Origin of the sequence: Holdemanella sp. MSK.7.32 (assembly GCF_024460475.1) — a bacterium.
Lineage (GTDB): Bacteria > Bacillota_I > Bacilli_A > Erysipelotrichales > Erysipelotrichaceae > Holdemanella.
Window position 1 is genome coordinate 1 of sequence record NZ_JANFYN010000039.1, and the last position, 21,457, is coordinate 21,457.

General features: G+C 33.8%; 20 protein-coding genes. 16 read left to right on the forward strand and 4 right to left on the reverse strand.

What is annotated here, in order from left to right; translation table 11 throughout:
* The first annotated feature begins 144 nt into the window (after positions 1-144).
* The 11 genes from NE544_RS09110 to NE544_RS09160 all read left to right on the forward strand — a co-directional run bounded on the left by NE544_RS09110 (position 145) and on the right by NE544_RS09160 (position 10,695).
* Entirely contained in the window at positions 145-843 is a 699-nt protein-coding gene (locus NE544_RS09110; RefSeq protein ID WP_256269107.1) for a hypothetical protein, read from the forward strand.
* 20 nt (positions 844-863) lie between these two features.
* Entirely contained in the window at positions 864-2,642 is a 1,779-nt protein-coding gene (locus NE544_RS09115; RefSeq protein ID WP_256269108.1) for an aminopeptidase P family protein, read from the forward strand.
* A gap of 11 nt (positions 2,643-2,653) precedes the next feature.
* On the forward strand, positions 2,654-3,124 hold the full coding sequence (locus NE544_RS09120; protein ID WP_256269109.1) for a CpXC domain-containing protein: 471 nt from the start codon (positions 2,654-2,656) through the stop codon (positions 3,122-3,124).
* 47 nt (positions 3,125-3,171) lie between these two features.
* Complete coding sequence (gene galE, locus NE544_RS09125) at positions 3,172-4,173, forward strand: UDP-glucose 4-epimerase GalE (protein ID WP_256269110.1); 1,002 nt, start codon at positions 3,172-3,174, stop codon at positions 4,171-4,173.
* 10 nt (positions 4,174-4,183) lie between these two features.
* Positions 4,184-5,242, forward strand: coding sequence for a tryptophan--tRNA ligase (gene trpS, locus NE544_RS09130; RefSeq protein WP_117571709.1), 1,059 nt, complete (start codon positions 4,184-4,186; stop codon positions 5,240-5,242).
* A gap of 11 nt (positions 5,243-5,253) precedes the next feature.
* A complete protein-coding gene (locus NE544_RS09135) occupies positions 5,254-5,598 on the forward strand; it encodes a cupin domain-containing protein (RefSeq protein WP_118115989.1) in 345 nt (114 codons plus the stop codon).
* A gap of 263 nt (positions 5,599-5,861) precedes the next feature.
* Positions 5,862-7,064, forward strand: coding sequence for an AAA family ATPase (locus NE544_RS09140; RefSeq protein ID WP_256269111.1), 1,203 nt, complete (start codon positions 5,862-5,864; stop codon positions 7,062-7,064).
* Between the two features lie 426 nt (positions 7,065-7,490).
* Entirely contained in the window at positions 7,491-8,471 is a 981-nt protein-coding gene (locus NE544_RS09145) for a S66 peptidase family protein (RefSeq protein ID WP_256269112.1), read from the forward strand.
* 6 nt (positions 8,472-8,477) lie between these two features.
* Positions 8,478-8,888: a GNAT family N-acetyltransferase gene (locus tag NE544_RS09150; protein ID WP_256269113.1), complete on the forward strand. Its 411-nt coding sequence runs from the start codon at positions 8,478-8,480 to the stop codon at positions 8,886-8,888.
* 158 nt (positions 8,889-9,046) lie between these two features.
* Positions 9,047-10,174 carry an ATP/GTP-binding protein gene (locus tag NE544_RS09155; RefSeq protein WP_256269114.1) on the forward strand — a complete coding sequence of 376 codons (1,128 nt, stop codon included), beginning with the start codon at positions 9,047-9,049 and terminating at the stop codon, positions 10,172-10,174.
* A gap of 17 nt (positions 10,175-10,191) precedes the next feature.
* Complete coding sequence (locus tag NE544_RS09160) at positions 10,192-10,695, forward strand: hypothetical protein (RefSeq protein ID WP_256269115.1); 504 nt, start codon at positions 10,192-10,194, stop codon at positions 10,693-10,695.
* A 235-nt stretch (positions 10,696-10,930) separates the two neighbouring features.
* Here the strand turns inward: NE544_RS09160 and NE544_RS09165 are convergent, their stop codons facing one another.
* The 3 genes from NE544_RS09165 to NE544_RS09175 all read right to left on the reverse strand — a co-directional run bounded on the left by NE544_RS09165 (position 10,931) and on the right by NE544_RS09175 (position 15,001).
* Positions 10,931-11,404, reverse strand: coding sequence for a type II toxin-antitoxin system HicB family antitoxin (locus NE544_RS09165; protein ID WP_256269116.1), 474 nt, complete (start codon positions 11,402-11,404; stop codon positions 10,931-10,933).
* 153 nt (positions 11,405-11,557) lie between these two features.
* The gene (locus NE544_RS09170; protein WP_256269117.1) at positions 11,558-14,455 is read right to left on the reverse strand and encodes a glycoside hydrolase family 2 TIM barrel-domain containing protein; all 2,898 of its coding nucleotides are present in this window, start codon (positions 14,453-14,455) and stop codon (positions 11,558-11,560) included.
* A gap of 267 nt (positions 14,456-14,722) precedes the next feature.
* Entirely contained in the window at positions 14,723-15,001 is a 279-nt protein-coding gene (locus NE544_RS09175) for a DUF6431 domain-containing protein (RefSeq protein ID WP_256269118.1), read from the reverse strand.
* 817 nt (positions 15,002-15,818) lie between these two features.
* Between NE544_RS09175 and NE544_RS09180 the strand changes: the two genes are divergently transcribed.
* From NE544_RS09180 to NE544_RS09200, 5 genes are all read left to right on the forward strand, one after another.
* Positions 15,819-16,238, forward strand: coding sequence for a hypothetical protein (locus NE544_RS09180; RefSeq protein ID WP_256269119.1), 420 nt, complete (start codon positions 15,819-15,821; stop codon positions 16,236-16,238).
* Positions 16,239-16,638: 400 nt separating this feature from the next.
* Positions 16,639-17,127, forward strand: coding sequence for a hypothetical protein (locus NE544_RS09185; RefSeq protein WP_227992144.1), 489 nt, complete (start codon positions 16,639-16,641; stop codon positions 17,125-17,127).
* Entirely contained in the window at positions 17,124-17,786 is a 663-nt protein-coding gene (locus NE544_RS09190) for a hypothetical protein (protein ID WP_227992145.1), read from the forward strand. The genes NE544_RS09185 and NE544_RS09190 overlap by 4 nt, the downstream gene beginning before the upstream one ends.
* Entirely contained in the window at positions 17,770-18,687 is a 918-nt protein-coding gene (locus tag NE544_RS09195; RefSeq protein ID WP_227992146.1) for a hypothetical protein, read from the forward strand. Before NE544_RS09190 ends, NE544_RS09195 begins: the two co-directional genes overlap by 17 nt.
* A gap of 544 nt (positions 18,688-19,231) precedes the next feature.
* Entirely contained in the window at positions 19,232-20,260 is a 1,029-nt protein-coding gene (locus tag NE544_RS09200) for an IS4 family transposase (protein WP_256269120.1), read from the forward strand.
* Between the two features lie 141 nt (positions 20,261-20,401).
* Here the strand turns inward: NE544_RS09200 and NE544_RS09205 are convergent, their stop codons facing one another.
* Positions 20,402-21,094 (reverse strand): DHHW family protein, encoded by a 693-nt coding sequence (locus tag NE544_RS09205; protein ID WP_256269121.1) that lies wholly within the window; start codon positions 21,092-21,094, stop codon positions 20,402-20,404.
* Positions 21,095-21,457 lie beyond the last annotated feature (363 nt).

Below are 21,457 nucleotides of genomic sequence, written 5' to 3' on the forward strand. Positions count from 1 at the left end.
TGAATATACAAATCCACATTCACATATTCAATTTTACAAATTAACAACACCGTCTACAACCACGGTTATTAAAGGTTGAAAGAAAGGAGAAGTATGTTGTAAATGACCAGCTAGATGGGTCATTTACAATATACCAGGGATAAAATGGGCAATTATATGGTGATAGGTATTGTGCTTGTTTTCGTGGTATTGATGTCAATACTTCCAAAACCAGTTTATAATGCGATTACGCGTGCTTTTTCAATGCATAAAAATGGAATTCGTAGAATTCAGAAGTATCGTACGACAACCGATTCCATTGGAAATCTAATGTTGGGTATATCGATCGTTTTCTGTATCTTCTATTGTTTCATTCCGTTCTATTCATTTTTATATGGTATATTTTTTATTGTGAGCTACTTATGTCTTTTGGCACAGGCAAATCGTGTTACCACAAAGAAGCCTAAACAAATCGCAAAAACCGTTATCTTTTTGACGAATTTATTTGCGGGTGTCAGCTTTCTAGGTGCACTTGGCTTTTTAAATGGGCATGCATCGGTGGCTGTAATCAATCAGTTCATGATTGATTTTCATGCGCATAAGGTATTCAACATCTTATACCTTCTACAAAATCGTACTTGGATGTATTGGTTGTTTCAAGGTGCATTGTTTATGTTTCCACTCTTTATTATGTGGTCACACTTTAAATATATGCGATTGGAGAATAGTGTCAAAGCGGTTTATTTTGTGACATATATTATTAAGATGTTATTTTTGATTATGATTGTGTTATGTTTTTCTTGTGAGGCATTTGATTTCTTGGATATGGTATACCAGGTGGATGCACTTAAGAAATTGGCATAGAGGAAAGAAGGATTTAAAAAATGATTACTCAAAGAATTTCAAAATTGCGTGAGAAGATGGTGGAGAATAATGTACAGGCATATATTATTCCTACGTCTGACTTTCATGAAACAGAATATGTTTGCGAATATTTCGCATGTCGTAAATATATGTCTGGATTCACTGGAAGTGCAGGTGTCTTAGTTGTATTACTGGATAAGGCTGCACTATGGACAGATGGTCGTTATTTTATTCAGGCGGCAAATCAATTGGAAGGTACAGGCATTGATTTAATGAGAATGGGTCAGCCTGGAGTTCCTGAATTGGATGCGTATATTGTTGAAAATCTAAAAGAAAACGACACCGTTGGATTTGATGGTCGTGTTATGAATACAAAGGATGCCTTGGCATATAAATCTGTATTTGATTTGGCACACTTACATATGAATGTAAATCTAGATTTAGTAAATGACGTATGGACAGATCGTCCACAACTTCCTAGTACACCAACTTTTCATTATTCGGAAAAGTTTGCGGGTGAATCTATGGAAAGTAAGCTTTCTCGTTTGCGTGCTTTCTTAAGGGAAAACAAAGTCGATTCCATTGTACTTACAAGTGTGGATCAGATTGCGTGGCTTTATAATTTAAGAGCACATGACATTCCTAACTTCCCGGTTGCGCTTGCATATTCAATCGTATCTTTAGATTCGGCTTCTATTTATATGGATGCTTCTCGTTTGGATGAATTGAGTGAAAAAGAATTTAGTAAGAACAATGTCACTGTTTGTGGCTATAATGATATGTATGAGGCTACAAAGGCATTGAATGGTTTAGTACTAGTGGATCCTTCGAGTGTAAACTATGCGATTGTTTCTAATTTAAAGGCTAAGCCAGTATTTAAGGAGAGTCCAATCATTTTATGGAAGGCTTTAAAGAATGAGACGGAATTAAAGTGTACAAAGTGGGCGCACATTAAAGATGGTGTGGCCGTTACTAAATTCATGTATTGGTTAAAGAAAAATGCGGGTAAGATAGAGATGAGCGAAATGAGCGTTCAGTCTAAATTACAAGTTCTTCGTAGTGAACAAGAAAATTATTTAGAGGATAGTTTTGATACGATTTGTGCCTATAAAGAACATGCGGCTATGATGCACTATTCTTCAAAGCCAGAAACGAATGTTGAAATCACAAATTCGGGCATGCTTCTAATTGATAGTGGTGGACAATATTTAGAGGGTACTACAGATATTACACGTACATTTGTGTTGGGTGATATTAGTGAGGAAGAAAGATATTGGTTTACTAAGGCATTAAGAGGACATATTCGTTTATCGGATGCACACTTCTTATTTGGATGTTCAGGCATCAACTTAGATATTCTAGCTCGTGGACCACTATGGGATCAGGATGTAGATTATCAATGTGGTACAGGACATGGTGTAGGTCACTTATTGAATGTGCATGAATCACCAAATGGCTTTAGATGGAGAGTGTTGCCTCATCGTAATGAAATGTGTGTATTAGATGAGGGTATGATCACTTCAAATGAGCCGGGTGTCTATTGTGAAGGTAAGTTTGGTATTCGTCATGAAAATGAAATGGTTGTCGTAAAAGGCAATGTGAATAACTATGGTCAGTTCATGCATTTTGAACCAATTACGTTTGTACCTTTTGATTTGGATGGTTTGGATGTTTCTTTATTGACAAATGAAGAAAAGACTTGGTTGAACAACTATCATAAAGAGGTATTGGAAAAGATCAGTCCTTATTTAACGAGTGATGAAGCTGAGTGGTTAAAATCGGCTTGTCGATCTATTTAATGAAAGAAAGAATGATACCAATCACATGTCCACATTGTGGGCATGTTTTTGAGATAAAAAGAGATACGGTTGTGATTGCACAAATGGATAGTGTCGCTAGAATTCGCTTGAATGATGGTTCGTATTTTATGCATCAATGTCAAAAGTGTAAGTCCATGTTTTATTTGTACTATCCATTTCTATATCGGGATCCGAAAAAGAAGTTTAATCTTGTCTTGACACAACAAAAGAGTATAGATAATTTGAGTGAAGATGAGAGGGTTGTACTTTGTCATAGTGTTTCACAGTTTCTTTTGGCTTTTAAGATCTATGATCAGTGTTTAAATCCTAAACTTGTACTGGTTAAAAAGAAGCAGTTGGAAAAAAGATTGGGTCGTAGTATCAAATTTGATTATTATGACAAGAAGAATGGTTGTCTTTGGTTTGAGGATAAGGCTGTATCTTTAACCGAAGAGGAATGTAAAGAGATTCTTATTTTGTAGTATTGTCAAAATAGGTTATAATGTTTGGTAGAAATGAGGTTTTAAGTATGAATATTTTAATTGCCGGTGGTACTGGATATATTGGTAGTCATATTTGTGTTGAATTATTAGAAAGTGGTCATGATGTTGTCGTGATTGATGATTTCTCAAATTCAAAACCAGATGTGTTGGAATCGATTTATAAAATTACAGGAAAGCGTGTTAAGTTTTATGAATTTAATGTGTTAGATGAAGAAAAAACAGAGTCTGTATTTAAGGAAAATAAATTGGATGCGGTGATTCATTGTTGCGCATTTAAGGCAGTTGGTGAAAGTGTTCAAAAGCCAATTGAGTATTATACAAATAACTTGATGACAACTTTAATTGTTGCCAAGATGATGAAAAAGTATCATGTTCCAAGTATTGTGTTTAGTTCAAGTGCGACTGTTTATGGAGATCCTGAAGTGGTTCCTTTAACAGAAGACTGTAAGCTAGGTGTTACTACTAATCCATATGGAGCTACAAAGGCGATGATGGAAAGAATTTTAACGGATGTGCAATTCGCCAACCCAGAAATGAGTGTAACTTTACTTCGTTATTTCAATCCCATTGGAGCACACGAATCGGGATTGATTGGTGAAAATCCAAAGGGAATCCCCAATAACTTGATGCCATATATTATGAAGGTGGCAACAGGTGAACTTCCAGAACTTGGTGTATTTGGGGATGATTATGATACACCAGATGGAACGGGTGTTCGTGACTATATTCATGTGGTCGACTTGGCTAAAGGACATGTATTAGCGATTGAAAAATACAATACACCAGGTGTTCATATTTGTAACTTGGGAACAGGAAAAGGATATAGTGTATTAGATATTGTACATGCCTTTGAAAGAGTGAATGGAATCAAGATTCCTTATGTCATCAAACCTAGACGTCCAGGAGATATTGCGACATGTTATGCAGATCCGACTCGTGCTAAGGAACAGCTTGGCTGGGTAGCTGAAAAGAATCTAGATGATATGTGTAGAGACACATGGAATTTTGCGAAGAAACAATTATTATAGTGAGGTATTTATGGCAAAGATTATTTTAACGGGGGATCGTCCGACAGGTAAATTACATATTGGACATTATGTGGGTTCCTTAAGAAATCGTGTTCTTTTACAGAATTCTGGAGAATATGATGAAATTTATATTATGATTGCGGATGCACAGGCATTGACAGATAATTTTGATAATCCGGATAAGGTGCGTGAAAACATTTTAGAGGTGGCTTTGGATTATTTGGCTTGTGGTATTGATCCGAGTAAGACAACGATTTTTATTCAGTCTGAAATCAGTCAATTGACAGAATTGACATTCTATTATATGAACTTAGTTTCTGTAAGTCGTCTTCAAAGAAATCCAACTGTGAAGGCTGAAATTAAGATGCGTGGATTTGATGCGAGTATTCCCGTTGGCTTCCAGTGTTATCCAATTTCACAGGCTGCAGATATTACGGCATTTAAGGCGACTACAGTTCCTGCTGGAGAAGATCAGATGCCTATGATTGAACAGACGCAGGAGATCGTTCATAAATTCAATTCGATTTATGGTGAGACTTTAGTAGAACCTAAAATCTTATTACCACAAAACTGTGCTTGTTTAAGACTTCCGGGTACAGATGGTAAGGCCAAAATGTCTAAGTCTTTGGGTAACTGTATTTATTTGTCGGATGATGAAGAGACAATCAAGAAGAAAGTTATGAGTATGTATACAGATCCTGATCATATTAAGGTGAGTGATCCTGGTAAGATTGAAGGAAACTGTGTATTTACATATTTGGATGCGTTCTGTAAGCCAGAGCATTTCGAAAAGTATTTGCCGGAATATGAAAACTTGGATGCATTAAAAGCACACTATCAGCGTGGTGGTTTAGGAGATGTGAAGGTTAAACGTTTCTTAAATAGTGTTATGCAAGAAGAGTTGGCTCCAATTCGTGAAAGAAGATTAGAATGGCAGGCTAAACTTCCTGAAGTTGTCAAGATTCTAGAAGAGGGTACGAAAAAGGCGTATGCGACTGCGGAAAAGACTTTGGATGAAGTGAAGTCGAGTATGAAAATCAATTATTTCAAAGATAATTCTTTGATCTAGGGGTATAGAAAATGGTAGTTGTAGATAAAGAAAATTTTATGGGTGGTACTGGTATTGCACATTTTGAACATATCATGAGTGCTCAAGAGATGCATGGTATGAATCGTGTGTATGCCAAGGTCACTTTAAAGAAGGGTTGTAGTGTTGGTTATCATGTGCATAATGGAGATGGCGAAGATTATTTCGTTCTTTCTGGAGTGGCAACATTGGATGATAATCATGAGCGAACTTTATATTTAAAGCCAGGGGAACATTATTTTACACCAAGTGGCAAGGGTCATAGTATTTTGAATGAACAAGATGAGGATCTAGTCTTCATGGCTTTGATTATTTATGATTCTCAACAAAAAATGTAAACAGATTACTAATTTGTGCAAACACAATGAACAAAATTGATATATAATACTATTAGTTTTGTGAAAGCGGTTTCGCACATAGAACTATTTCTCTCTATAATATTTCTGTGAGAAATAATCCGTCAATTTATTCTCTTAAATCGCGACTTAATAGAGGATACCTTAAGAGTAGGAATGCGCGCCTACTCTTTTTTGTTGCATAAATGGTTTAAAATGATTGAAATTAAGTACAAAATGTATGGAAAATGTAATATTATTAAATCATGAAAAGATTAAGTAGGATTGAGATATATAATTTTAAGAATATTAAAAGAGCCGAATTAGATTTTAAGAATTCTATACTGGGTTTGTATGGACCGAATGGTTCTGGTAAAACAGCTTTGATCGATGTGTTGGATTTAATTAAGACCATTTTATGTGGTCAAAAAGTTTCATCGGATTTTTCAAATATGATTCATGTAGATGCAGACTATTCTAGAATTGTAGTGCAGTTTACTATTGATGAGAATGAAAGGCATAGTGAAATTGAATATTCGTTTAAATTCAATAGATCTTGTATTTATGATGAGATTCTTTCTTATGCGTATATGGATGGTGAAACAAGAGTTGTAAAGTCTAAATTGATAGATACTTCAAATTCAATGACTTTTGGTCCTGTATCCAAATATAAGTCTTTGATTGGAACTTCAAAAGAGAATGAATTGGATGTTATGGTGATTAGAAAGATGGTTCGTAAGGAATTTCGATCATTTATTTTTTCAAGTGAGTTTTTGGAAGTAGTTCGAAATAGAAATAACGAATGTAAAGATGAAGAGTTTATGCGTCATATGTATATTTTAGAGAGTTTGGTTAATTTTGCGAATTATGAATTGTTTGTCGTGAAATCAAAGTGTTGTATAGATGATTCAATGGTTCTTTCTAAAAGTGCTTTGGATGTTTATAAGAGAAAAATTGAAAGTATGAATCGAGTTGTTCCTTATTTGGTGCCTGATCTTACACTGGATGTACAAGTGCTTGGAAAGGAATTGATGAGGGATAGTTCTGTTGGATATCGTGTTGAATTGGTTTCCAATAAAATACCATTTAAGTATGAGTCGGATGGTGCAAAGAGAATTGTATCAATACTACAACCTTTGATTGAGATTTTCAATAATACTTCAGTTGTCGTTGCGATTGATGATTTGGATTGTGGTATACATGAATATTTGTTTGGTGAAATAGTAAAGATGATGAGTGAACAAGCTAAGGGGCAATTGATTTTTACGGCGCATAATTTGCGTCCCATGGAAATAATAAATAAGAAGTTTCTAGTATTCACAACTACAGATCCAGACAATCGATATGTTCGTTATAAGAACATTGCAGCACATAATAATTTAAGGGATGTATATTTAAGAGATATTGCATTAAGTGATTTCGTAAAGAGTGCAGAGATTTCTTATGGGTTAAGAAAAGCAAAAGGGTAGTGTAGTATTACCTTTGTCTTAATTGCATAGCATAATTCAATGAAAATTTAAATGTAAAGGAGCTAATATTTATGGGTAATACAATAGATTTCAATATTCGTGTAGATAGTGATATTAAGAAACAAAGTGAAGCGAGTATGATAATTTGAATATCGCAATTCATGTTAATGGTTTTCTTATTGATGTTCGTTTAGAGAATCTATGTTAGAAGCAGTATTTAGTATTGAAAGATGTTAGTTTGTGACTGATTTTAATACAAATTCACTAAAAAGTACAAAGACAAATGGGAATATTGGGACTATAATAAAAATGTATTAAGTGCTAATACATAAAACTTCCTTTCTATCTTAAAACTATGGGAAATGCGGCAGGACTTTGTGTCTTGTCGTTTTTCCTTTATAATGGGTGTGGAGGTTTTTTTTGTGTATGAAATATCCTAAGTTTTTAAATGAGAAGTATAATACGATTGGTGTTTGTGCTATGTCGAGTGGTGTAGGGCATAAGCTAGATAGTTTTGATGCGTCTATAGAGTATATTGAATCCAATGGGTTTCATATTGTTGAAACAGCTAGTGTTCGTAATAATAGTGAACCAAGTATTGATGCCAAAACTCGTGTTAATGAATTGAATTTGTTGGTGAATGATTCTAGTGTTGGAGCTGTATGGTTGGCTGCGGGTGGTGATTTTCAGTTTGAGACGTTGCCATATATTGATTTTGATTTGATTGAAAAGAATCCAAAGTGGTACTTGGGTGCGAGTGATCCTACAAATTTGTTGTTTCCTATAACTTGTAAGTGTGATTTGGCTACGGTGTATGGTTTTAATGCGGGTAGTTTTGATGAATATGGTATCAATGAATATTCGAGTTTGTGTCTTGATTTTTTAAAGAGAAAGAATGGTGAACTACGTTCGAGTTCTATGCATCAGGATGTTGATTTTTATAATGATGGAGCTCCAATACTTAACACAAAGACAGAATATGTTGGTAATTGTAGTGTATCGGGTAGATTACTTGGTGGTTGTTTTGAGAGTATAAATGATATGGCGGGTACGCCTTATGATTTTGTGGAAGAGTTTAATGAGCGTTATAAAGAGGATGGGATTATTTGGTTCTTTGATATTTTTTCAATGAATTCATGTGATGTGTATCGTGCTTTATTGAAGATGAAGTATATGGGGTATTTTAAATATACGAAGGCTATATTGGTGGGTCGTGTACTATTTAAGAATGTTTCGGATTTAATTGGGTATGACCAGGCTTTTAAAAAAGCACTACCTGATATCAATGTTGTATTTCAGGTGGATATTGGTCATACGTATCCGCATATGTATGTAGTAAATGGTGCCATGGCTAGAGTTGAAGTCAAAGATGGTCAGGGTACTATTGATTATGAAATGAAAGAGTGATTTAAAATGATTGAATATACTCAAGAGAAGAAGTTTACGCAGGATGAAGTACAAGAATTATTTTTGTCGGTGAATTGGGTGTCTGGTGAGTATCCAAAGCGATTGTATAAGGCTTTAATGCATTCAAGTACAGTCATTAGTGCTTGGAAGGATGGAAAGCTTTGTGGTTTAGTTCGTGTGCTAGATGATAGTGAGATGCTGGCGTATGTGCATTATGTATTGGTGAATCCTAAATATCAAGGTTTGGGTATTGCCGGGCATTTGATTGAACTGGTTAAAGAGAAGTATAAGGATTATTTGTATATTGAGGGTATGCCTGAAGACAAGAGCAATGGAGCTTTTTATGTGAAACATGGCTTTCAAGAGTTTGAGGGTGCTGGTAGTATCATCATTTGTAATCCGGGAAAAAAGGAATAGTTAAAAACCCCATATCTATAGAAGGTATGGGGCATTTTGATATTTAAAAATCAAACGAACTATGCTTTTCTTTTATGGTTGAGAAAAATACAATATAAGTATATACTTATATTAGTTCTAATAAGTAGAAGTAATGCAAAAAAGAGAGGTTGAGAAATATGATCGTTATGGATTTAAAATTGGATAATTTATGTGCATTTAGAAATTTTCATGTGAATTTTTCGTATCCAAAAAAGATTGTGAATTCATATATTGAACATGAACATTTGGATGGGTTACCAAATTTTCGCTATAAGAAAGTGAATATTATTATGGGTTCAAATGCGACAGGAAAGACGTCTTTAGGTCGTCTGATTCTTTCTATATTTATTTTGATTGGAAAAAGAAATGTAGAAGTTATTACGTCATATATTGCGGATAAAGATAAAAAAGCTTCTTTTTCAATGGATTTTGTGAATATGGATCATGATATGTATAAGTTATACAGAATTAATGCAGAGTTTGATCCTAGTGAAAATCATGATTATTCTTCTGAGAATATTAAAATTCGAATTGAGTCGAGTGATATTAAGCAAAGAGAAAATTATGAGACTTGTGCAAAAAGACTAGATTCAATAATGACAGGTTTTACAGATACGAATTACATTATGGAATTAGAAAAATTGAAGAATTTATCATGGCTATTTTCATTTCCGTTCGATGCGTTCTTTGAAACTAGATATCGCATTGAAGAGAATGAAGAATATTTGAGAGTGTTGAATCATACTTTAAAAGTATTAGATCCTGCAATTAAGGGAATTATTAAATTAAATGAAATTGAAGATACTTATGCGATTCAGATGGGAAAGGAAGAGATTCTTATAAAAGATGGTAAGATAGTAAATCCGTCTATGTTGTCTAGTGGTACAAAATCTGGTCTTGATATTGCGGGAATTGTAGCTTCTATTAAATCGGATAAACATAGTTTTTATTATTGTGATGAAAAATTTTCGTATGTACATTCAGATATCGAAAAAGGCTTTTTATCATTAATGATTTCTTTGTTGAAACCCAATAGTCAGTTGTTTTTTACAACACATAATTTAGATATATTGGATCTGCCTCTTCCTAAGCATAGTTTTAACTTCTTAAAGAAAGAAATATTTGAAGATGATCAAGTCATTAAGGTAATAAATGCGGCTGATTATCTAAAGAAGAGTACGGATTCATTGAGAAATGCAGTTGATAATGACTTGTTCTCGGTTTCACCGAATTTAGATTTATTATATGAAATTGAAGATTTGTAAGATTAGGAGCCATTGACATGTCTAAAAATATTTATCATTTCTTTGTTGAAGGTGAAGGGGAACGTGCCGTTATTAATACATTAAAAACAGATTTTCAATGTATTCAAGCAGGAAAAGTGGATGTATTTAATGTTATTCAGAATAAATTGAACAAAAATATTTTAATGAAATTAAAACCTGGAACGATTGTTATCTTGGTGTTTGATACAGATAAAGATGAAACAGATATATTAGACCACAATCTTCATTTCTTAAAAAAACAGTCTAATGTGAAAAAGGTGATAATTATTCCTGAAGTGAAAAATCTAGAGGATGAGTTAGTGCGTAGTTGTAATATTGCAAATGTAAAGGAGCTCATGAAGAGTAAATCGAATAGTGAGTATAAGAGTGATTTAGCAAAATGTAAGAATCTTAAACAAGTTTTAATAAACCATCATTTTGATATTAACTCCTTTTGGAATCAAAATCCAAAAGGAGTATTTACGAAGTATAAGAATGATAGTAATTTGATTAAGAAATAAAAGGGAAAACATTTGCGTAATTTCCAAAAAATGAAAAAAATTAAGATTTGAATTGTTTTTGTAAGTTCTCTTTGGTTGAATAAGAAAATGAGCTGTAGTTTGTAACTACAGCTTAATCTGTTTAATAAAGCAACTTTTGTATTCAAATTCGAGTTCTTTTGCGACCTTATCGTGGTCTACTGTTTTTGAGGGTGTGATAGTATCATTGTTTGTACTCCAAGTAAAAAGAAATAGTTTAATAGAAGGTATGAGGGTTGATCGTATAATGTGTTAGATATTTATAATTCACAACGAATGCAATTTGGCAATCAATGCTTCTTGAAGGACTTGCGAAAAATTGATTTTTTTTGCTCATAGCTTCTTTGTTTAACCATTCGGGTATGGTTAATGTTTTTTTGATGGCTTTATTAAAGTGAGTTTTTGCATATTCTTCAACATCAACAGATACAAGGGTGACAAAAGATTGTTTAAATTCGAATTCAAGTTCAGATGCGATTTGTGTTGGATCAATTTCTTCTAACTTTGAAGGAATTGGAATATCTTCATTGTCTAGTTTTGCGCTGAACAATGCACCGGCTAGACAATCTACGGCCAAATCCAAGGCGTCTTGTAGTGAATCTTCACATGTGGAAAGGTAATTGAAGTCTGGAAATATAACTGAATAATGGTTTTCTTCTTCAAAGAAACAAGCTGGATAAATTGACAACATGTTGTTTGCCTCCTTTTTAAAATGTACAAGCCCTTGCTTGTCTTAGGATAAGTCGTTAGCTATCCTTAGACATCATTGATACCACAGTATATCAAAATATACGTATATATGCTATACGTATTGATGCAAAACGTATAAACAAAAAGAAGGAGGTTAATCCTTCTTTGAAATATAGAGTGTACATGTAAAGTCTAGGTTTTTAGATTGGTCAATTAAGTATTGGGGTTGTACTTTTGCGCCCCAGCTATTGATTCCGCCTACGCCCATTTGTTGTTTTGTGATTCTTAGATGGGTGGTATTGGTTTGTGGAAGTTCAAATGTGTGGTTAGCATTATATAGGTGCATAAAGGAATACTTGCTTGCCATGCATTCCATTTTTTCAGACTTGATGTTTACTTGAATGGTATCGTTGGATAGGCTGCACCATTTGCAGTCTGTGTGGTTACCATGTTCTTGTGGCTTTAAGTATGGAATGTAGTTTGTGTCTACGTTTTCAAAGTAGAAATCGGTTAAGGCATGGTCTCGATCTATATATGTGTCTTTTTCGCCTTTTCCAAAATAAGCGAAGTTTTTGAACTCTTCTTTTAAGGCAAACTCGATTCCGAATAGTGGTAGTGTTTGTCTTTGTGAGTTTTTGTCTAGGTGCAACTGGATTTGAATACTTTGATTGTTGTAGACTGTATAGACGAGTTTACATTCTTCTTCAATGGATTCAAGTTGTATTGTATAGATCATTTGTGCGCATTTGGAGTTTCGTATCATTTTAAAGTCAACTACGTTTTGAAATAGGCTGGCGTTTAGCCAGTTGGCATAGGTTTGTTTAGCACCGCGATCATTGTCTGTTAAGGCTCTGTAGAAGACGGGTTTTGGTGCTTGTTGAAGTATTTCTTCATCATTTACTTGAATGGATACTAAACCTTTCCGTTTATCGAATAAGTATTCGGTATCGATAAATTGAATGCCGATTGTTTCTTTTCCTTCTACTACGAGCATGGCTTGTTCTTTGGGCTGGTCTTGTTTGACTTCAAAGACTTGTTGGTCAAAGGATTGAATGCCTAGTGGTGTTTTGTAGTAGATGGTTTTTGTGTAATAGCCTGGTGTATTGATTTGTTTAAATTGTACGGGCATTGTTTTTGTAGTGCCTGGTTCTACGCTTGTTTTAAAGATGCCGGATTGTATAACGAGTCCGTTTTGTTTCAATTCAAAGATAAAGGTATCTTTACTTAGGTCGTAGAATAGGTTTTTATTTTTAATAGTTACCGAATCGAAATGAATTTCCATATCGACATAGCGGTAGAGTTGTTTTAGTTCTTGGCTTTTGCCGGTTTCTTCTCGATTGGCTAAAAGGATGCCATCTCCACAGAAATTAGAGTCGTTAGGGTAGTCGTCAAAGTCTTGTCCATAATAGTATTGTCCGTCTTTTAAAATGGCTTGGTCTACATAGTCCCATACAAAGCCGCCTTGGTATTGTTCGTATTCATCTTCTAGATTGGTATATTCTTCCATGCCTCCAAGACTATTTCCCATGGCGTGCATATATTCACATAGCATAAATGGTTTCATTGGGTGGCTTTCTAGATAGGCTTTCACATTTTCTGGAGATGTATACATTCTAGATTCAATGTCGGATGCGTTTTCGAATGTACGATCTTGTGTGATGCCTTCATAGTGGACAAGTCTTGATGGGTCTTGTTCTTTGAAGTAGTCGTGTAGAATCATAAAGTTGGATCCGCTTCCTGATTCATTTCCAAGTGACCACATTAAGATGCAGGCGTGGTTTTTGTCTCTTTCATACATGCTTCTAGCTCTATCTAATAAACAATCTGTCCATTCGGTTTTGTTTTGTGGAAGGATGTCATTTACTCCGTGTGTTTCTAGATTCATTTCGTCAATGACGTAGATTCCGTATTGGTCGCATAGCTTATACCAATAGCTGTTGTTTGGATAGTGAGATGTTCTTATGGCATTGATGTTTAGTGATTTTAAGATATGAATGTCTTCTTCCATTTTTTCATAGGTAATGCATCTTCCACTATTTGCATTCCATTCATGGCGGTTGATGCCGTGGAATACAATTCGTTTTCCATTGAGTTTCATAATGCCATATTCAAGTGTGAATTTTCGAAAGCCCACTTGTTCTTGAATGGTTTCAATGATTTCGTTGTTTGTATCGTATAAAACGAGTTCTAATTGATAAAGATTTGGGAATTCACTGCTCCATAGGCATGTGTTTTCTACAGGGATTTCAAATGAATCTTGCATATTGCCATTCCATACGATGTTTCCTTGTGGATCGTATAGTTTGGCTTGTAGTGTGTGAGATTCATTGCTACTCATTTTACAAATACAACTAAGGACACTTTTGTTTGTGTCTAGATCAATGTCTGTATCAATTTTTAAGTCTTGTATGTGAAGACTAGGTTGTTTATAGATCATGACATCTCTAAATAGGCCTGTAAAGCGCCACATGTCTTGGTCTTCTAGCCATGTGCCTGTGCATTTTTGAATGATGCGTACGCATAGTACGTTATCTTTTTCTTGTGTGTATTTCGTAATGTCAAAACGACTTGGGGTAAAGGAATCTTCGGAGTATCCGATAAATTTACCATTTAGCCATACGTAGATGTTGGATTCTGCGCCTTCAAAGGATAGAATGAGTTTATTTCCAATAAAGTCTTGTGGACAATCAAATGTTTTACGATATTGATAGACTTTGTTTTTGTCCATATCAATTTGTCCTGGTTTCACCACGTCATGCCCATCCCAAGGGTACGTTACGTCTGTATAGTGTGGGTTATCGAATCCTTGGAGCTGGATGTGTCCGGGTACTTGGATGTCGTTCCAGTTGGAGTCATTAAATTCTGTGTTATAGAAGAATTTAAAGCATGAATCATAATTTTTTGAAAGGTTGAATTTCCATGTTCCATTTAGTGAGAATGAGCTTGGCTTTTTGTCCTTTCCAATTGTATATATGTGGTCGCTATAAGCGTGTAGTCTATTTACTTGAAAGACGCGTGGGTCTTTGATCCAGTTTAAGTCTGGTGTTCGCATTGTATCACTCCTTGTTTTATTGGTAACTTAGATTATATCAAAGGCAAGTATTGAAAGAAAGGTAAAAATCAATTAAAATAGTTGTTAAGTTGGAGGTTGAAAGATGTCAGACATTCTTGGTTTTGTGGTTTCAATAGCCTTAATTTATTTAGGGATCAAAATCGCATTTAAGTTTATTAAGTGGATTGGGATTTTGTTGGTAGTAGTATTTGTGTTTAAGATGGTAGCACTTCTTATATAAGGTGATCCGCAATTAGATAGGGTCGACTAAAAGTTGGCTTCAAGAATCGTAGAGTTGAAAATCCTATGAGTGTTTAAAGGATTATTAACTAGGGAGCAGAGATGTAGAGCAACTTCAAAAGAAGTGATTAAATCATCATTCTCATCAAGTGTGACAATATAGTAAATGAAAAGATAAGTGAACTGAGTATACGGAACAAAATTAGTTGGAAGCAAGGCATGAGTGGATTTACATTGAGTACATTGGATACGTTGAACAGGTATTTCAATCTTACAATCACCACTTGAAATATCATCAATAATCACAAATCTTTTGTAGTGTCCATATTTGTAGTGTCTATATAAGATAAAAGACCAATGACACCACAAGCAGGACAATGTAAAGAAAGCAGACCGATTGAAGCAACAAAAGTCTGATAATCATTTTTATTCAAAATTAGGTTGATGGCGTTGGTAATTTTCAGCATCATAATATTATCTAAGAGGACGGATAGAAATTGCAAACATTGGTCGGTGAGGATTTCTATCTTTTTTTATGTACGTCTAATCCCTTCTAAAAATACTGTAACAAGAAGATAGGAAAAGTTCACCTTAAAAGTGTTTAAAGGATATCTCTTTCTCAGAGCTAAAATCCCTATGACTTTTGAAGGTTGGTTTATCCCTATTCAATTTTATATATTCTTATTTATTTGCTTTTCGAGGAATAGTAACTTCTTTTGATCAAACAATCTTGCTATAATTATTAAATTATGGAATAACATATTGTTTTATATGATAGGCTACTAAATTCATCTAAGTAATTAATGGACATAAATAGTGTCAATTATTCTTCTAAAATATAGATGTACTTGGAGGTATCGACTATGTTTAAAAAGAAACCTAATTATTCTACTAATATCAAGAAGTTAATCGTTAAATATTAAGATCGTAAAAATGCTGAAATGTTCTTTTATCGATTAAAATGACCTAATGGTTTTGTTTGATCTAAATGTGGTTGCAATAAAGCTGACTATATAGAGAACAGACATGTATATCAATGCAGAGAATGTAAACATCAAAAGTCAGTCACTGCTAAAACTGCTTTAAATTCTACAAAGCTACCCTTGTAGATTGGATTTTTATCATGTTTGTTTTTGTTATATCAAAGATAGGTATATCCGCACAATGTATAAGTGATATTACAGGTGTTTGCTATAAATCTGTAAAATTGATGCTTTGTAAAATAAAAGCGGCAAAAAAAGAAAACAATGATAAATATCCTGCGTTGAATTGTGATGCCATTGAAATGGACACCTTTCTTTTTAGTGGCAAAAAAGCAGGGAAAAGAGGCTTGGGAGCAGAAGGTAAAGCCTGTGTAGTTGTTGTAGCCATCAAAGACAATGTGGAATATACAGATAAAAACTCAGGTGAAAATGTAGAAAAATTGAAGGCCGTAAAATTTAAGATTATACCCAGTGAAAATAAAGTAAATATTCCGGATTTTATAAATGAAAGTATACCCTCAGATTGCTTAATCAGTTATGATACCGGTAAAACAAATTAATCCCTAAAATGGGAAGGAAAACTTATGGACATACAAGCATTTGAAAAAGGAAAGAATCATTTAACCAGTGTAGATCACATGATATCAAACTTGAAAAAGAAAGTAGATGGGATGATGCACTGAATAGAACTGCAATACCTAGAAAATGAACTAGCTGATTTTGAATGGAAAATAGCCAGGAGAAAAAGAAATGGAAAACAATTACTAGAGTCATTGGGACGAACATTAATACATGGAATAAATAAAACGCGAAAAGCACTTATTCAACATTTTAAACAAGTCGAGGAAGATATGGCCCTAATGTATGCGTAATTTTCCTTTGATGAATTTGATAGCCTATCATTTTATTTTATGATAGTATTAAAGAGTTAAATGTGGCATAAAGGAGGTGAGTTGGTGTATGCGTTATGTCATGGGCAAAGTATTTTATGATACATCAGGGGTTATGAAATGCATTTCATATGATAATGCGAATGTAGAATATTATAGTTTTCTACGTGAGTGTAGAAACAACGGATTGCACCAGGTAATTATCACTTCTGAGATGATGATTGAATTAATAAAAACATCATATACTGATTATGGAAGGAAGATTTCCAAAATTGAATTCATGGAAGAAGATTTTGATGCTGATGAACAGGTAAATTGCCTGTTAAAGGCGATTGAGTCAAATCCTTATCAATTGACAAAGTTACTAGATTATTTGATGCTGATAGCAGAAAAATCTTCTGTTGAGATTAAACGTATATATATTAACGGTCCATATGTAGATGGAAAGGCAGACAGTTTCTTTGTTCAGTCAAATGGAATAATTGGAATTAATAGAGAATCTTATGATTTGATATCGAAAGAAATTTGTACCTTTACTGAGAGGTGCTTGTTCGAATGAGAATTGTTGAGATTTTCTGGAAGGTGTTAAAACCAATCATTGGTGCCACTCTTGGACTCATAGTAGTGAAGCAATTTAACCTTTTTAGTTATTTTTCATTTGTTCCAGCCGAGGAAGCATTTAATATCTGCATTACAGTTTATTTTGCGTTAGCGGAGATGTTTCTTGAAGAAATAGGTGTTCGACTAGCTAGATGGATACTGAATCAATTTTTTTCTATAATTGATGTAACACTATATTTACCACAAAGTAATCCAGATGCTGGACATAATCCAGAGATACGATTCAACTCACATGATAGTGCAGAAATTAGCATTGAAATCCATATTTGTGGAAAAAGAAAGCATTTTTGTAATTCTAAGATGATTTTTAGACATTTGTCATTTGCAGATATCCAACCGAATTATCGAAGTGCTTTTGTTTCTGTCGAGAAGGGAGATTATATCATCAACCTTCAGGAGTTGTTTGGAGGAGAAGAAAAAAGAACTGAGAATACACACAATTTTAAAATGGTTTTATCTCAGTGCCCTGTTGATGGTGATACGTCAGCCAAATTGATTCCTGAATTGTCTATGAGTAAGTGTTCACGAATTTGGGTACATCTTAATAGTAATTATGCGAATGTAAGGACGGTGAATAATAATGGCAGCTACAACTAGATGGAAAGATAGAGTGGAAACCGATTTCAATACTGCTGTAAGGAGACTTATTGATGAAGTCGTGTCAGATGAAAGAATCACCAACATTAGTTGGGATAATTGGACATTTAATAAAATATACGATGAGAATCAGAAGATTAGGCTTGGTGATCATGATATAGAGTATAATTTTATTAAGTATTCCTATGATCAAACAACGATTCATACTTTTTCAATGGATGATAGAACCATTCGTAAAACTGGGTTTATTATTCCGTATAAAAGTGCCGGAGGTATTAATTATATTATTGATCAAAATACTTCAGCACAGAAATTGCTTCGTAAATTACTTTCGTACACAAATAGAAATGAGTTAGAAAAGAGTTCATTTGACTTTACTGATGACTTTTTCATGTGGCTTATATATCGTGTATACAATGAGAATATTAATGTCGAGATGGTTCCTGAAGGAAAGACACTATTAATAGACTCAATCAAAGGTTTCAAAGGAAATACAGAGGATTCATTAACACAGGTGTCTGCCACAGGAGAATCGGTAATGAATATTATTAGTACGTTATCGTTTATATTGGAAAGCAGCAACCTTAATCAAGTTAAACTGGATGTATCCTATACAAATCATGCTAATGTGAGTTTAAAGATTCAAAAGGGAACAGTTAATATTTATTTTGAAGAATATCAAGGAGAATTTGAGAAAGTACCAGAAGAAAAACGGATTGCACAGTTATATTTGATGGTATATCTCGAAATTTTACCGTACCTGATTCAAGAATATACTTCTGATGTGGGGAATGAAGCATGGAATCATGAAGTTAAAATCGAATTCATGAGGAATGTCGCAAAAAATTTAACGGATAGAGTTCAAAACAGAATTGTAGCTCTTGGAGATTGTACAGAATGATGATTGAAAGAGCCTAGTGTATACTCAATGTTATTAAGTTAAGCTAACTGGATAGTGACAGCGATAAATTCTTATTAAGTTAAGCCTGGATACAATTCTATATCCAGGCTTTATATAAGGGAACTGAGAGCAATGTCATTAAGTTAAGAAATGGCATCTTTGAGAGGAACACGAAAATGTGCTCCTCTTTTTTATAGAAAATTTGAATTTTTTTTGAAATACAGATTAACATTTGTTTATAGGTATATGTTTTTGGAGGTACTTATGAAGTAATTATAAATCGTTAAAAAAGCAGTTAGAATTTTGCATCAAAACTATGAATGATTCTTCTTCTCTATTTGTTGTTGATTCAAATAAGAATTTTACCCGAAAAAGAAAACTTCTTTTTGGAAGCACTCTTTTCAATGTGCTTTTATTAGAGTCCGGATCTTTAAAAGATGAAATGTTTAAATTGTTTGGATATAAACTTGATACACCTACAGCTTCTTCATTTGTATAAGCACGTAGTAAGATTCGCCCTGATGTATTCCATACATTATTCAATATGTTCAATGAACGAACCCAGAAAATCAAGCTTCACAAAGGTTATCGGCTTCTTACTGTTGATGGTTCTGTTCTGCCTATCAGCAGTGCTATCAAAGATACTAAAACCACTTTTTATAAGGCTAATAATTCGAATAAGCCTTTCTCCGCCTATCACCTGAATACAAGCTACGATCTGTTGGAATGTACTTATGATGATATTGTTCTTCAAGGAAATGCCGTAATGAATGAAAATGGTGCATTCAATGAAATAGTGGATAGATATGATGGTCCTAAAGCTATTTTCATCGCGGACAGAGTCTATGAATCTATCAATTCTTTTGTGAAAGTAGGTATGAAGAACCATAAGTATTTGATCAGGGTAAAGGATATTCATTCTAGAACAAGCGTACTGCGTAGTTTTGGTCCTTTTCCAGATGCAGAATTTGATATGCGTGTCCGTCGTACCTTGACCACAAAACAAACGAATGAAATAAAAGCTCATCCTGAAATATATAAGTTTGTCCCTAAGAATCAGAGATTTGATTTTTTTGACGGAAGCCCATATTTTGATTTTGAATGTCGTGTTGCACGTTTTAAAATAAGTGATGATACCTACGAAAGTGTTATTACAAATTTAGATGAATCCGAATTCAATATACAAGATATCAAAGAACTGTACCACCTTCGTTGGGAGATTGAAACGAGTTATCGTGAATTGAAATATCACCTAGATTTAAATACGTTGCATTCAAAGAAAAGAATGTTTATAGAGCAGGAAATCTATGCAAAGCTGGTTCTATATAATTTCTGCAGCAGAGTAAGTAACAATATAAAAATTAAAGAAAAAGACAGAAAATACGAGTATCAATTAAATTATGTACGTGCCTTTCATATAATACGTAACTACCTAAAAGAAAAAGGTGGAAAGAATCCACCTGATATTGAATCACTGATAGCTAAAGAAATACTGCCAATCCGTCCTAATCGCCAGAATGAACGGAAAGTAAAAGCCAAATCACCGGTATCTTTTAACTATCGAAATGATTAACAACTAATATTATATATTTTTTAAAATGTAGTAGCAATACTACAATTTTCGTCGTGTCTTCAAATAAAAATACCATCCAGACAATAGTATCTGGATGGTTCGTCATCTCTTAACTTAATGACATTGAGCGTTTAAGCTCTTTTAGTTTGCCTCTAACATGTCGGCTAGGGAAGTATCTTGTACGAATGTATTTGCGTTATTCATAAATAATACGTCAGTGATTAAATCGTCTTTGATCAGTCTTGAGTAGTCTTCAAAGTAATATCTGGCGTCTACGACTGTAATGGATGCGTATTGTGGAATCAAGAATGGGATTAGACTGTTCGCATAGGAGTCTTTGATCAATAGTAGGTGTCTTTTTGAGTTGTTGTCTACATTGATGTGGAATAGGGCTTTGTTGCCTCCCATAAAGACTGTGTATTGGTCTTTTGTTTCTAGTGCGTCTGAGTGATAGATGGTTCTTGATTTTTTGTTTGTGGATTCGTCTGTGATAACGTAATCGCATTTATCTTTTGGTACATAGATATCGATTTCGTCTTTGATGTTTACACTTCCGGTTTTGTTGGCGAGTGTTCCTTCAAAGTTTGTCGTGACTGGATATATTGTATAATCGGATTGTTTGGTTGTTTCAAGGTTGAATGCTTTGGCTATGTCTTGATAGGCATAGTAGGATGCAAGGCTTGTCCAATGGTGGTCCGTTTTATAATATAAGTATTCGTCTTTGTGTTTTTTTAATGTATTTCGTAAATCTATTTTAACGATGGAATCATCCAATTTACTATAGATATTGTCTATTTGTTTATCTTGGTTTAGGGTAACTGCATATTTTGGCAGGTACTCTTTCGTATTATAGAACTAGAAGTTATTCAAGTAATAATTCTAGTTTTTTATTTTATCTAGAAGTGATATCATATCACTGAAGAGAAGTTAGTCATTATAACTTGAGACATCCATAAGGTAAGCTCGTAAACAACGATTGATAGCTACGACTATTAATGTATCGTTCTTCTCTTCACTAAATAAACATATTGACTAGAGGTTGCTTAAATTTAACTTCTAGTCTTTTATTTTGTAGGCATACATTATAATAGACTTAAGAAAGCAGAGAGAGGTTCTCTTGGAAACACAGTTGTGATTTCGTTAAAAAAAGTTCTCTGCTTCCTTTTATGACATGAGTCAGTTTATATCCAAATAGGC